The organism is Maritimimonas sp. 2304DJ26-3 (assembly GCF_056591635.1).
This window is the reverse complement of sequence record NZ_JBWQOK010000001.1, coordinates 599,144-614,305: the sequence shown is the minus strand read 5'-3', so window position 1 is coordinate 614,305 and position 15,162 is coordinate 599,144. Positions and strand designations below refer to the sequence as shown.

11 protein-coding genes and 1 tRNA gene are annotated in these 15,162 nt (G+C 31.2%); 4 read left to right on the top strand and 8 right to left on the bottom strand.

What is annotated here, in order from left to right; genetic code table 11:
* Nucleotide 1: 1 nt before the first annotated feature.
* The gene (locus AC1EUV_RS02840; protein WP_480197146.1) at nt 2–631 is read right to left on the bottom strand and encodes a 4'-phosphopantetheinyl transferase family protein; all 630 of its coding nucleotides are present in this window, start codon (nt 629–631) and stop codon (nt 2–4) included.
* A 59-nt stretch (nt 632–690) separates the two neighbouring features.
* On the opposite strand from AC1EUV_RS02840, the gene ahcY reads away from it, so the two are divergent.
* The 4 genes from ahcY (at nt 691) to AC1EUV_RS02820 (ending at nt 4,402) form a co-directional block, all read left to right on the top strand.
* Nucleotides 691–2,007 carry an adenosylhomocysteinase gene (ahcY, locus tag AC1EUV_RS02835; RefSeq protein ID WP_480197145.1) on the top strand — a complete coding sequence of 439 codons (1,317 nt, stop codon included), beginning with the start codon at nt 691–693 and terminating at the stop codon, nt 2,005–2,007.
* Between the two features lie 94 nt (nt 2,008–2,101).
* Nucleotides 2,102–2,896 (top strand): universal stress protein, encoded by a 795-nt coding sequence (locus tag AC1EUV_RS02830; protein ID WP_480197144.1) that lies wholly within the window; start codon nt 2,102–2,104, stop codon nt 2,894–2,896.
* Between the two features lie 5 nt (nt 2,897–2,901).
* Nucleotides 2,902–2,975 (top strand) — tRNA-Ala (locus AC1EUV_RS02825).
* A gap of 59 nt (nt 2,976–3,034) precedes the next feature.
* Nucleotides 3,035–4,402: a CotH kinase family protein gene (locus tag AC1EUV_RS02820; RefSeq protein WP_480197143.1), complete on the top strand. Its 1,368-nt coding sequence runs from the start codon at nt 3,035–3,037 to the stop codon at nt 4,400–4,402.
* Here AC1EUV_RS02820 and AC1EUV_RS02815 read toward each other — a convergent pair.
* The 7 genes from AC1EUV_RS02815 to lptC form a co-directional block, all read right to left on the bottom strand.
* On the bottom strand, nt 4,397–5,260 hold the full coding sequence (locus AC1EUV_RS02815; RefSeq protein WP_480197142.1) for an alpha/beta hydrolase family protein: 864 nt from the start codon (nt 5,258–5,260) through the stop codon (nt 4,397–4,399). The genes AC1EUV_RS02820 and AC1EUV_RS02815 overlap by 6 nt on opposite strands.
* A gap of 3 nt (nt 5,261–5,263) precedes the next feature.
* Complete coding sequence (locus AC1EUV_RS02810; RefSeq protein WP_480197141.1) at nt 5,264–7,987, bottom strand: PD-(D/E)XK nuclease family protein; 2,724 nt, start codon at nt 7,985–7,987, stop codon at nt 5,264–5,266.
* Between the two features lie 77 nt (nt 7,988–8,064).
* Complete coding sequence (locus AC1EUV_RS02805; RefSeq protein ID WP_480197140.1) at nt 8,065–9,420, bottom strand: OmpA family protein; 1,356 nt, start codon at nt 9,418–9,420, stop codon at nt 8,065–8,067.
* 118 nt (nt 9,421–9,538) lie between these two features.
* Nucleotides 9,539–11,692, bottom strand: coding sequence for a peptidylprolyl isomerase (locus AC1EUV_RS02800; protein ID WP_480197139.1), 2,154 nt, complete (start codon nt 11,690–11,692; stop codon nt 9,539–9,541).
* A 94-nt stretch (nt 11,693–11,786) separates the two neighbouring features.
* Nucleotides 11,787–13,049, bottom strand: a complete 1,263-nt coding sequence (locus AC1EUV_RS02795; RefSeq protein ID WP_480197138.1) for a hemolysin family protein — start codon at nt 13,047–13,049, stop codon at nt 11,787–11,789.
* Complete coding sequence (locus AC1EUV_RS02790) at nt 13,050–14,369, bottom strand: M24 family metallopeptidase (RefSeq protein WP_480197137.1); 1,320 nt, start codon at nt 14,367–14,369, stop codon at nt 13,050–13,052. It lies immediately after the preceding gene.
* Between the two features lie 226 nt (nt 14,370–14,595).
* Complete coding sequence (lptC, locus tag AC1EUV_RS02785; protein ID WP_480197136.1) at nt 14,596–15,162, bottom strand: LPS export ABC transporter periplasmic protein LptC; 567 nt, start codon at nt 15,160–15,162, stop codon at nt 14,596–14,598.

Genomic DNA, 15,162 nt, shown 5'->3' with positions numbered 1-15,162 from the left:
TTTATTGTAAAGCGTAAACACAGGTAAATCCTTCAAACTCTAAAAATGTAATCGAATAATTTGTGGTTTCACCATTAAATTTCACTTTCCCCGTTGTTTGTGAATCATCAAAAGAAAAATCTTCAATATAAATATTATTTAAAAAACTCAATCCTTCAGCAGAGTGTATCTTAAATAATGATTCTTTGGCTCCCCAGACAATGGTTAGTTTACTAACCAAAGCGTCATGATTGGCAATGATCTTATATTCTCTTAAAGGTGTAAATTTATTAGCTATTCTAACAATTTTATCGCGTTGCTTCTCAATATCAATCCCTACAGGAATATCCTTACTTACAATAATTGCTGAAAAATGAAACGAATGTGTAATTGAAATATGATTACCATCTTTTAAATGGGGTTTTCCTAAATCATCATAAAATAGGTCAGCATCTACATATTCCGCTTCAGCTAATAAATGGCGTACACTCATAAACCCTCTGCGATGCAGTTCAGATTTCATACCATTTACTCTTTTTTGACAAATAGCCGTTAATTCAATTCCTTTTGAAAGTTCATCGTAAGATTCTTCTATCTTCCAGATGTAGACTTTGGTTGTATTATTTACGTCAATTGTCTTATAAATAGGCATATTAAAAAGTTATTCCGTAACTTTGCAGGCTAATTTTAGAGATAAACAAAGATACGAATATGAGTACAAAAACCGCCACATATGTTCCTTATAAAGTTAAAGATATTTCTTTGGCGGATTGGGGAAGAAAAGAGATTGAATTAGCTGAGGCTGAAATGCCGGGTTTAATGTCTTTACGCGAGGAGTATAAAGACGAGCAGCCTTTAAAAGGTGCTCGTATTGCAGGATGTTTGCATATGACAATTCAAACAGCTGTATTGATCGAAACGTTAAAAGCACTTGGTGCAGAAGTAACATGGAGCTCTTGCAATATATTCTCTACCCAAGATCAAGCTGCTGCTGCAATTGCTGAAGCTGGATTTCCGGTATATGCATGGAAAGGGATGAATGAAGAAGAATTCGACTGGTGTATTGAACAGACGTTATTCTTTGGTGAAGATAGACAACCATTAAACATGATTCTTGATGATGGAGGTGATTTAACAAATATGGTTCTAGATAAATATCCTGAGTTGGTGCCAGGTATCAAAGGATTATCTGAAGAAACAACTACCGGTGTACATCGTTTATATGATAGAGTAAAAGAAGGTACATTACCAATGCCAGCGATTAATGTGAACGATTCTGTTACTAAATCAAAATTTGATAATAAATATGGTTGTAGAGAGTCTGCAGTAGATGCTATTAAACGAGCTACAGATCTAATGATTGCAGGTAAGCGTGTAACAGTGTGTGGTTATGGCGATGTTGGTAAAGGTACTGCGGCTTCTTTTAGAGGTGCTGGAGCGATTGTTACGGTTACTGAAATTGACCCAATTTGCGCATTACAAGCTGCAATGGATGGTTACGAAGTTAAAAAATTAGATACGGTTATTGGCAAATGTGATATTGTTATCACTACAACTGGTAATAAAGATATCGTACAATCTCGTCATTTTGAGGCTATGAAAGACAAGACCATAGTTTGTAATATTGGTCACTTTGATAATGAGATAGATATGGCATGGTTAAATGAAAATCATGGCAATTCTAAAGTAGAAATTAAACCTCAAGTTGATAAATATACCCTTAACGGGAAGGATATTATAGTATTGGCTGAAGGTCGTTTAGTTAACTTAGGATGCGCTACAGGTCACCCAAGTTTTGTAATGAGTAATTCGTTTACTAATCAAACATTAGCGCAAATAGAACTTTGGAATAATTCTGATAAGTATGAAAACAAAGTGTACATGTTGCCGAAACATCTTGATGAAAAAGTAGCCCGTCTGCATTTAGAAAAAATAGGTGTTGAACTGGAGACGCTTCGTGAAGATCAAGCCGAATATATTGGTGTTACTGTAGAAGGCCCTTATAAACCAGAGTATTACAGATATTAAAGAATTCTTCTTTAGACATAATAAACAAACCCTTACTCTCGTTAGTAAGGGTTTTTAATTTTAATTAAATTATCTTTGCAAAAATTTTAAGCTAATGAAAAATTTATTAGTTCCAATAGGTTCAAGCGGAAATGCTGTAAATACATTACAGTATGCCATAGATTTTGCGAGTACAATAGGTGCAAAAGTATTTGTAACTCAAATTTATGAAAGCACTAGAGTAGCGGGATCTTTAAAAAACATTGACGCAGTTTTAGAGAAAGATAGCAAGCAAGAACTTCAAAGCATTTTAGATCAAGTTGACACAAAAGGAGTTGAGGTTGCTAAGGCAACAATAAAAGGAAGCGTGTTAGATAGTATTGAGGCATTGGCAGATCAGTTAGAAATTGATTTAATAGTGTCTTCCGCTAAGAGTGTTTCTACGGATGAAACATTATATTTAGGGAAAGTTGCTGGAAGTTTGGTTAAAGATATTGATGTACCAGTATTAATAGTACCAGCACAATATAGATTTAAATCTATTTCTAAGGTTTTAATGGCTATAAAATCAGGTAAAATAAAACCAGGCACTTTATTAGACCCTTTTAAGAAGATTTTAAATAAGTTTAATGCAACTGTAGATTTAATACAAATTATTACGCCTAGAGCTACCGATGATGATAAAGAGGTGAGTGAAGAATTACAAAGTTTAGCCACTACTTTTAAGACAACCGAAAATGCTACTATTTTTCAAGGAGTTTTAGAACATTTACATATAACAGAACCAGATATGTTATGCGTTATGAGACGAAAAAGAGGCTTCTTTGCAAGACTTTGGGAAAAAGATACTGTTAAAAAATCGTATTTTGAAAGCAGAATACCATTGTTAGTTCTTAAGGGAATTGCATAAATTTTGGGGATGTAGCTCAGCTGGCTAGAGCGCTTGACTGGCAGTCAAGAGGTCGTGGGTTCGACTCCCATCTTCTCCACATACAACAAATTAATAAAAACCTCATTATTGAGGTTTTTTAATTATAAATAGATAGAAATGAAAAATGTTCGAATAATCCTAAGCTTATTTCTTGTGTTAATAATAATTAGCTCTTGTAAAAAAGATGATACTGAAATTGATGAGGTGGTTGTAAACCCTGCTGATAAATTAACTCAAATCTCAGTTAATACTAACGGAAACACAATTGTCGATGAACCAAAAATTAATGCTGATCTTACTATCACAAAGCAAGATGTTATTTCTTACGCAGGTCCTATTGGCATAGAATTTAGAGGGGCATCTTCTCAAGCATTATTTCCCAAAAAATCATTTGGCTTTGAGACAAGAGATGAAAACAATGAAGATTTAGATGTTTCTTTATTACAATTTCCTGAGGAGGAAGATTGGATTTTATATGGGCCTTATAGTGATAAGTCTTTAATGCGAAATGTTCTTATCTATGACCTATCTAGAGATATAAATATGTATGCCAGCAGAACTAAATTTGTAGAATTATCGATTAATGATGACTATAGAGGAGTTTATGTTTTTATGGAAAAATTAAAAAGAGATAGTCAGCGAATAGCAATTAATAAGCTTAAAGAAGATGAAAATTCTGGAGAAGATGTTACAGGAGGGTATATTTTGAAAATTGATAAAACTGCAGGAAATAATTTAGGAAACGGATATAATGATGCCAATTCATTTAAATCAAACTATCACCCTCTGAATGCCACGGCTGGACAAGAAATTTATTTTTTATATGAATATCCAGATGCTGAAGATATTACAAAAGACCAAAAAGAATATATATCTTCTTATGTTTCAGACTTTGAAAACGTTTTGATTTCAAATGATTTTGATAATTCTACCACTGGTTATTCAGCTTTTATAGATGTTCCTAGTTTTATTGACTTCTTTTTATTAAACGAATTATCTAACAATGTAGATGGTTATCGATTAAGTACTTTTATGCATAAGGATAAAAGCGAAAAATTAAAGATGGGCCCCATATGGGATTTTAATTTGGCTTTTGGGAACGTAGATTATTGCTCGGGAGGCAAAACGGATGTATGGGCTTATAAATTTAATGAAAGGTGTTCTGAAGACTTTTGGTTAGTCCCTTTTTGGTGGGAACGTTTACTCGAAGATCCGAATTTTATCATTCAATTAAAAAATAGATGGAACACTTTAAGATCTAGCTCGTTCTCAGAAGCAAGTATTCTAGGAAAAATTGACAATAATATTGAGTTACTTACCAAAGCTGGTGCTATCGATGAAAATTTTTCAAGATGGGGTATTTTGGGAACTTATATATGGCCTAATAATTTTGTGGGGTCTAATTATGTCGAAGAATCAGATTATTTAAAAAATTGGATAGTAGATAGGTTAAGTTGGTTAGATAGTGCTATTGATGCTTTATAATTGAGTAAAATTATTTTTTACTTTCAAGAAGTTAATAGATTTTGTGATAACCTCACTTAGTTGATTAGGTAAATTTGTTTCTTCCCAAGGGTGTTTAGCTCCAAATACATGATTTGCATTTTCTATAGGGGATAAAATACTTTTAGAATTCCATTTATGTAAAGATTCAGCTTCATTAAAAAGAACAGCAGGGTCATTTTTACCATGAATAATTAAATGAGGTATTTTTAATCTTTCGGTTACAGATTTAATATTTAACCTTTCTTCATTTGCTTTAAAATCCTCATAAAATTGATAATTGTGAGGCATTTGCTGTTTAGTTCTACCGTTCAATACATATTTAACACCATCTTTTTTCCATTGTTCTAGATCGCCAATTGTAGCGGTTCGTTTTCCAAAATCGCAAACACTTGCCCAGGTAATTAATCTTGTAATTCTATTATCTTCTGAAGCTTTTATGATTGCAATTCCACCTCCTCTAGAATGACCTATTAATGTGATGTTTTTAGGGTTTATTTGATCGCTAAAATTAGTAGTAGATAAAATAAAATCTATAACAGATTGTAAATCGTCAAGTTCTTTGGTGTAATTATTTTCTGCAAAAGCTTCTAGATCCGGAAAATCTATTGGCTGTTGAATTGTACCTCCATTATGTGAAAAATTGAATTTCACAAAGAAAAAATTGTTCTTGGCAAATTGTTCAGCAACTAAATTCCAGCATCCCCAATCTTTAAACCCTTTATAACCATGTGCAAAAATGACAATAGATTTTGGCTTGTTGTCTTCATTAAATAAGAAATCTATTAATATAGACTTTTGGTGTTCGCCATCTATAATATGATTTTTAATGATTTTCATCTTTTAAAAATATCTATGCTCATTTTCTATAAAAGGAATAGACTGATTAAAAATCTCTAACAATAAACTTTCTAGTTCTTGTTTAAAGCAATTTATATCTTCTTGTTTTATTGAGCTTCTATTGATTTTCATAAAACCAATTTTGAGGTTTTTAAATGAAATAATTCCGCTTTCTATTTGATTAGAATCTAAATTTAAATTATTCATGCAGGTATACATAAAAGCGTACATCAATACCTGAAAACTTTTGCTATATTTTTTATAATCACTGGTAATTAACGACCAGTCTTTTACTGTAAGATCTTTTTGTTCAACATTTCCAGTTTTGTAATCAATGATTCTTAGAACACCATCTAGTAGGTCAATTCTATCTGCTTGCCCAATTAGCTTTATAGGGAAATCTAATCCTTCTACTTGTATTTCTGTTTCTAAATCATATTCAAGTTCTAAAACTTTAAGCTGTTTACCTTCATTCAATAACTTTAATTCATTATTCAAAAAATTTATAATAAACTGTTGAGCAACATTATATATTAACAAATTTTTTCCAGAAGAAACATCTCCGTTTTTATATTCGTTAGTGATCCATTTTTTCACTTCTAAGGGAGTTTCTTTTTTCATTTTACCAACATCACCTGATTGAAGTACTTTTCCTTTAAAAGGGCGGTAAAACGACTCTAATGTTTTATGAATAATAGTTCCTAACGTATTAGCTGCGATAGTTTCTTCTGCTTCATCAGTTTCTTTAATTCCTAAAATCTTTTGCTCATAAAATTTAATAGGATTGTTAATATAATTGGTCAATGATGTAGGTGAAAAACCTTTTTTAGCCAGTTCTTCTAATCGATTATTGATAGATATGATTTTATTAATTTGTTTGAGTTTAGTTTTTTTCGAAATTACTTTAGGGCTAACAACAAACTTATTTATGTTTTCTGGTTTATTAATTTCTAACTCTGTGACGAATCGACTTTGTTCTCCAGAACCGTATTGATCATTTTCAGTATTATATAATAGATAAACATTTTTTGCTCGTTGTAACAAACGATAAAAGTGATACGAAAATATCGCATCTCGTTCTTGATAGGTTGGTAAACCCACTTCCTTTTTCACATCGAACGGAATAAAAGAATTGTCAGATTTACCTGCTGGTAATATTCCTTCATTAACAGAAGTAAGGATTACATTTTCAAAATCTAAAACTCTGGTTTCAAGCATTCCCATTAATTGAAGCCCAGAAAGAGGCTCTCCTTGAAACGAAAGCTTTTCATTCCTGATTATTTGTTTAAAAAACTGATGTAAGGTTTTAATAGTTTTTATATAGTTTGTCTCAGCGTTTAATTGCTCTAGTTGATTTAAAACAGTAAGGTTTTTGAATAAGAACTCGCGCTCTAATTTATCACTGATTTTCCCTTTTAAAATTGATATTATTTCAGTGCAGTTTTTAACAGCAATGTTGGCGTTGTCTTGCCAATTATCAAATAGAAAAGAAATGCTTTCTACATTAATTGTAGACTTTTTTGATATTGCTAAAAAAGTGGATTTATTGAAGAAAATATAGTTGTTTTTTAATATTTGATTGATGATTTGATCTGTTCTTTCTATCTTTTTAATTAAAGGATGATTTAATACTGTAATAACGTTTTTATAGTAAAAAAAACTATTATTTTTAATGTTTACATGTAATTTAAAAAGAGACTCTATCAATGAACTAATTGACATGTTCTTGAGATCATAACCCATAGTAATATTTACGTGCTCAATACTTTTGGGGAATGAATTTAGTACTAATGGCAATAAAGACTCATCAGCTAATACTAAAGCAGTACTTTGATAATTATTTTCTTTGTTTTTTAATTTCTGCAATATTTCCCCAACATGTTTTATTTGAGAATTATTTTTAGGAGAGCCAATCACCTGTATATTCTTTTTTAGGGAGAGGTTATTTTGAATCCAATTGAAAGGATTATTTTGAAAATATGTCCAATCATTTTTATACTTTTTTAAAAAAATAGAGGCAGGGTGATCTTTGAAATAATATGAGTCTATATCCCAATAAATGGTGGCTAACTCATTTACTAGTAACTCCTGTATAACGGTTTCTTCTGCTTTGTTTAAAGCATTGAATCCAACAAACACTAAATTTTTATCTTGATTATTCTCAATATAGTTTTGAATGCTTTCAAAAGCCTCTCGATATTGAATACCTTGATATCCAAGCTTCCGAGAACTAAGGCTTTCATAAAGTTTTCTATAGTAAACTTCTAGTCGTTCAAAAAAAGTAAAATGATTATTAATAAGCTTAGTTTCAGAGCCTTTTTTAATGTCCCAATTTTCTAAACGATCTATACTTTTTAGATAGTTAAATATATACTTGGTGTCTATTAAGTGTCTATCGATTTCATTAAAATCTTGTAATACTATTGAGGCCCAATTAGAGAATCCATCAAAGCCTTCAATAAGGCTTTCTTTAGTATTCTCTCGATAGACAGAATAGAATTCAAAAAGTAAAGTTGTATTATCTAAATGAGCAATAGAAGATAATTCATATATAAAATCTTCAATACTCTTAATTTCTGGGAAAATAATTGGTTTGTAAATTTTCCTTTTAATTTCTTGTTTTAGAAATGTGCCCGCTCTTTTACTTGGTAGTATAAAAGTTAGATTAGAAATAGATTTCTCTTTTTCGAGTATATCATCAACAACATTTGATAAGAAAGTAGGCATAAAACGAAAGTACAAATAATGGGTAATAAAAAAGCCGCACATTGTGCGGCTTTTTTATTTGTTAGATTAGATTTAAATTATTCAGCTAATTTAATATCCACTCTTCTGTTTTGTTGTCTACCTCTACGAGTTCTGTTAGAAGCAATTGGATTGTCTTCACCATAACCTTTAGAAGTTAATCTGCTAGAAGCAACACCTTTAGAAACTAAGTAATCTAATACCGCTTTCGATCTAGACTCAGATAAACTTTGGTTCAATTTTGCGGAACCAACACTATCAGTATGACCTTCAACATGGAAGTTAGAATCTTTGTACTCTTTCATGATGTCAGCAATCAAGTCTAATTTTTCTTCAACACCAGCTCTAAATGAAGATTTACCTGTATTAAAGTAGATAGCTTTAGCAAACTCATCTAATTTAGCTTTAGCCTCTTCAGTAATGATTACTAAAGGACAACCTTGGTTAGAAGCAGGACCTACCTCATTCACACAGTTATCATCTTTATCTAAAACACCATCACCATCAGTATCTGGCCATGGGCAACCTTTATTTTCTTTAGGACCAGCAACATCTTTACACTCATCATCTTTGTCATATACGCCGTCACCATCAGCATCAGGGCAACCATTGTTTGCAGCTGTACCAGCTTCATTTGGACATTGATCATCTTTATCAGCAACACCATCACCGTCAGCATCAGGGCAACCATTCAATGCTGCTAAACCAGCAGTATTAGGACAAGCGTCATCACCGTCTTTAATGCCATCACCGTCAGTATCAGGACAACCATTGAATGCTTCTAAACCAAATACATCTGGACATTCATCATCTTTATCATAAATACCATCACCGTCAGTATCTTTTCCTCCAAATTTAATTACTACACCTAAAGCATGTTGGAAATGAGGTAATACACGAGCTTCGTCAAATGAATGCTTATAAGTAGATTGAATATTTAAACCTACAAAATCGTTAAACATAACATTGAAACCAGCACCACCATTAAAAGTACCAACTCCTAATTTGTCAATCCATGTATAACCACCACCAACAGTCAAATATGGGTCAAACCACTTCAATTTACCTAAATTATACCTGACATCTAAATCAGCAGCATAATAAGTTAAATTGTTTATACTAACATCTCCAAGCTTTTCAATCCTGTTAATTGAAGCCGCAACTCCAACAGCAAAACCATCTCCTAAATATCTACCTACACGTACTCTGGAAACAGATGGGAGAACATTATAGTTGCTAACATTAAAAAACTCATCAAACCATTTACCAGTACCATAATTTGTTTGATTCGTTGGATAAGCATCTACAGCATTAATACCAAAGTCAATAGACCAAGGGTTGTTTTCGTCTTGTGCATTTATGCTTAAACCAGCAATAAGAGCTAAAACGAAAATCGCTTTTTTCAAATGTTTCATTTTAATTAATTTTAATTTATAATTTCTGTTTAAATTCTTGTTTATTAGTGCAAATATAAAAATCTTATACTATTTTCTTAACGGAAATAAATATTTGTATACTCAAAGATAACAAATACTAGTAAAAAACAGCTCTATTATCTTCTATATCAGCAGATTTTTTTAATACATCATATGCCTTACTACCTCTACCTTGTAACTTTTGCTGAATCGTAGTGGCAAAACTTTTAAAATTATCTAAAGTTGAAGGGAGTTCTTTCTTTGAGATTTTAACCGCAAATACAGCATTTTCTGATTCGATGTTAGTGTATACTTTATTTGCATCAAGAGACGAAATTATGTTGATTAGATTGGGAACTCTACCAATACCAGGCAAAACAGGGCTTGATACAGAAACAGCGTTATTCGTATTTACTTGAGTGTTAAACGTATTTGCTATTGCTTGTAAGTCAGTTCCGTCATTTTTCATTCTATCTTTAATAATTTGAGCTTTTTTCTCATTTAGAAGAATATTTCTTATTCTAGACTTAGAGTTACCTATTGCCAATCCTTTTTTATTTTTTTTATCTAGCTTTACTATTGCATAGCCACCATCAATGTCAAATCTCTTTGAGTTATTTTCATCAGTGGAATTTTCAAAAATCCATTTAATAATTTCCCTTTGATCACCTAATGTAGATACTTTTTCATCTAGCTCTTTTAGACCATTTACAGGTTGAACTGTATAGGTGTTTTCTTTAGCTAATTCAATAATATCTTTTCCGCCTGTTAGTTCAGAAGCAAAGGTTTCAGCTTTTTCGAAAATTGCATTTTCAGTTTCTTCAGATGCCTCAATTTTTCTTGAAAACGTTGATAATTTCAATGCATTTTGAAGATTTTTTTGTCCTTCAATTTCAATTATATGAAATCCAAAAGCCGTTTTAACAACTGCTAAATCTCCAACTTTTCCTTCAAAAGTAAAATCTCTAAATTCAGGCACCATTTGTGTGTATGGATACCAATCGTATTTACCGCCTTTACTAATACTTGCTTTATCTGATGAAAAGTCATTTACAAATGTTTCAAACTTAGATTTATTTGACTTTAAGATAATTAACAAACTATCGGCAGTGTTTTTAGCTTCTTCTTCTGTTTGAGTTATAGTCGCATCAGCACCTCTTGATCCTAGGAAAGGGATTAAAATATGTCTTGACTTAACAGAATCAGGCAATTGCTTAACATCAGCAACTTTAGTAAGTTTGAAATACTCACCATCTTTATATGGTCCGTATACTTCTCCTTTATTAAAAGAAAAAATAGTGTCCTTTATTGCAGGAACAATTCTTGTTTTTGTATAAAAAGCTTCATCTAATGGAGTATCAGAGCTATAATCTCTAAAAAATTGAGAATCATTAGTTGCATTTTTAAAACCGGTGATTTTTACATTTGATTTTGCTGCTGTGCTGTACTCCTCTCTATCATTTATCATCTTTTGTAATTCAGCCTCAATTACAGCTTCATCTTCTGGAGTAGCTTTAATATCAAACTTTACAAAGCTGATATTTCTAGTAGCGTCAGATTTATAATCTTCCTTATGAGCTTTTACATATTCTTTAATCTCATCATCTGATACAGTAACTAAACTATCTGCAATTGAAGAAAAAGGAATATGTACATATTCTAAATCTAATTTTGTGTTCTTGTCTAAATAATCTCTTTCTCCCTCTTTTAAAGTAGCGCCTAGACCAACTTTTATTAGATTAGAGTACGTATTTAATTCTAAATTAGACTTAATATTACGCTCATATTCTAACCACCCTAACCACTGTGCTTCACTTTGCTCATCTTCACTGGAGTTATCTTTTAGAGTAGCAATATATTCTTTTAGTTTTTCTTCATCAAAAAGACCAGCTTCATTCTTAAATAAAGGGCTACTTTGAATAAAAGGTTGCTTTAAAATCTCATCCCAAACATCTTTTTCACCAACTACAATACCAGACTTTTCTAATTGCGTTTCGTACACTTTTTCACGTACCAAGTTATCCCAAGCAGTTTTTACATTTTGTAGTTGTGAAGTTCTGTTACCTGAACGAGCACGTTGTTGGTCTACTAATTGAGCAAAATCTTCACGTGAAATGGTTTCACCATTAATTTCACCAATATTGTTTGTGCTTTTATTGAATAAAGGACTATTGGCATCAAATAAACCTGTTAATACAAAGGCAAATAAAGCCATTGCTATAATGATAATTAAAAATAAAGAGCGTTCTCTAATCTTTCCTAAAATTGCCATTCTACTGTTATTTTAAATTTAGTGTGCGAAAATACAATTTACCTTTAAATAAAAAAAGGATAAATTCAATGAAATTAATAAGATAAAAAGAAAGCTATTCCTCTTTAAATAAAACTTTTAAGTAGATGTTTTCAATTTTAGAAGATGAAACTTCTTTTATAGTAAATTGATGGTTGTCAATTTCTACAATTTCACCTTGAGCAGGAATATTCTCAGTATGATGCATAATTAATCCGCCAAGGGTTTCGTATGCATCATTCTCAGGAAGTTCTAAGTTGTACTCTTCATTTATATAGTCGACCTCTAAGCGAGCGGAAAATTCAAACTCGCGATCGTTTATTTTTCGTTCTAAAAGTTCAACTGTATCGTGTTCATCTTCAATTTCACCGAATAACTCTTCAACGATATCTTCTATGGTTATTAACCCAGAAGTTCCTCCATATTCATCTAATACTATAGCAACACTCTTACGTTTTTTAGTAAGTCCGTTTAGAATGTCGTTAATCATCATCGTTTCTGGAACAATATCTATTGGAACCAGCATAGAACGAATGTTTTTAGGCTTATTAAATAACTCGAAAACATGTGCATAACCAATAATATCATCTAAAGAATCTCGATACACCATCACTTTAGAAAGACCAGTTTCTATAAATAGTTTTTTAAGATTTTCTATTGGTTCATGCACTTCTATTGCCACAATTTCTGTTCTTGGAATCATGGCTTCACGTGCTTTTACATTATGAAATTCTAATGCATTTTGAAAGATTTGTATTTCAGAATCTATAGCCTCATCATCAGATGTTTCTAACTGTTCGGTAATATAATCACCAAGCTCAATTTTGCTAAAAGCTGACTGAGCTTGGTCTTTCTTTGTGTTGAAAAAAACGCGTAAAACAAAATCAGAAATAGCAATTATAAACTCTGAAATAAAATAGAATAGTAAAAAGAAAATATACGCAGGCAAAGCAAAGGTTCTTAAGGCTTCATTGGCATAAATTCTATAAATAGCTTTAGGAATAAATTCTGCAGTTACTAAAATTATTAAGGTAGAAACACTAGTTTGAATCAATAAAATTAAAAAACTATTTGTTATATAGGGGGTAATATAAGGTGTTAATAACTCACCCATAAAATAGCCGTAAACCACAAGAGCTATATTATTACCTACTAGCATTGTTGTAATAAATCTTGATGGGTTTTTAGTGAGTATAGCTAATATTTTAGCGAAGAAATTATCGGTTTTTTTCTCAATTTCAATGTGCATTTTATTGGAAGATACAAAAGCAATCTCCATCCCAGAAAAGAAAGCAGAAAGTAAAATAGAAGCTACAATTATGCTTATCTGTAAAATCATTTAATTAGTGTTAATCGGAATAATTTGCTCTTGCCTTTCATTAATGTATCTAAAACTATCTTCACCAAAAAACCCAGGCTCTTCTAACATAATTCGAATATCTCGATTCCATTCTTTGATATGTACAGTAGTATTCAATTCAATAGCATATGCTGTATTTTTATGTAAAGGATAATCTCCATTAACCGGAACACCTTGTTGAGAATCCCACATACCAATTGTAGACCCAGAAGAATGACCATACAAACCTAGAGGATGCGTATAGATTGAAGGACGCAAACCTTCCGCTTTAGCTTCATTTAGAGATTTTAATAAGATCTCATTACCTGTTTTACCCTCAATAAAATTTGAAGTTAAAATATCTTGTAATCTATTTCCTTTTTTAAAAGCCTTTTCTAAATAAGAAGGAATTTTTGTTTCTCCGTCATTAAGCACATAGGCATGTTGTTGACAATCGGTATTTAATCTAAGATAGGTAATGCCAAAATCACAATGTAAAAGATCGCCTTTTTGTATAATATTTTTATCTGGACGTTTTGAAAATGAGGTAATATGACTAGCTAAGACTTCATTATTACGTTGAATATCTATGGTAGGATGAAACCATGTTTTTAAACCTAGATCATTTACTTTCTGTCGTAAAAACCAAACCACATCTTCTGTAGTAGTTTTACCTGGAGTTATTACCTTATTTGAAAAAGCTTCAGCTATAACATCATGTGTTAGTTTGGTTAATTTTTCGAACAATTTCATTTCTTTAACTGTTCGAGTTTCTATCCATGCAATTGCTAATTTTTCTGCAGAAACAATTTTGTCTTTATATTCTTTAGGTAAATCTTTTGTAAACCAGTCATAACCTGTCTTTACCAACCCGTCTGCTATACCAAAATACTCAGAGATATTTAATCCTATTTTTTTTGGATTATACTTTTTTATGAGATTAAATAATGCTTTCCATTGATTTGGTTGTTGTTCTTTATCCCAAGCAGATTTTATGTTCTCACCAACATTATATCTGGCGACAGCCAATTTTTCTATGGTGTTACTTTCTTTATTTCTAATAAAAACCAAGATGGTTCTTCTGCGGGCATTTAACCATGTTGAAGGCAACATGGTTCGTAGAACAGGATCTTCATTATATTCACGAGAGATTAGAATCCACATATCAATATTTGTTTGATCCATTAATTGTGGCAACAAATTATCGAAACGATCTTTTAAAATCTCATCTTCAACTTTAGAACGCTCTTTAAGTGATAAAATTTGTGAAAAGCTGTAAAAGGAAATAAAGAATAAAACAAGAAATGTTATTTGTTTCATATAGTAAATCTTACTCTTTCTTATCTTGGTTTTTTCTACGTTCTTCATAACGGATTCTAAATCTTCTTTTAAAGTAGAACATTATTATTAAAAGAATAGAGAAAAACAAAAATATGTATGCATTATTTCTATCAATATTCCATCTTTTATATGACATGTAAAAAGAGAAAATAATCAATCCTAAATATAGGATTTCAGCGAATTTTAAATATTTTACCATAGTAAGTTAGTTGTTTTCGTTTACATAAACGGCACCGCTTATGTCTTTCATTGTGACCTTAGAAAGATCTTCATTAGATTCAAAACCTCGACCATTAATGGTATCGGTTTTTGCAATTAACCTAAAATCTTCTTCGGTATAAATATAGTGTGTATTTTGATCCCAATATAATTGCTCGGTGTAGAGTTTAGAATTATCAGCGTGATTGATGACTATTACATTTCCTTTTACTTCAGAAATAGCTGTTTTACTAAAAGTTCTTGCATAATCAGCAATTAAAGTTATTGAATCACCATTTTTTTCATAATTGGTGATTTGAATTCCTTCTGGAAATTCTTGATATGGATGTGCTTCACGGTTTGCAAAATCGTGCAGGAGAGGAGTTACCAATCTTGTTTTAATTTTTCCTGAATCTGTATGAACCAAATTGACGTTCTTGGCCACGCCAATAGGTAAGTTCTTATCTGCTAAAAAATCTTGAACTTCTTTAATATTGTTTTCACAAGAAAAAAAGAATGCTACCATAAATATGATAGCAATTTTATTTAATATATGTAAACAATGTTTACGCAT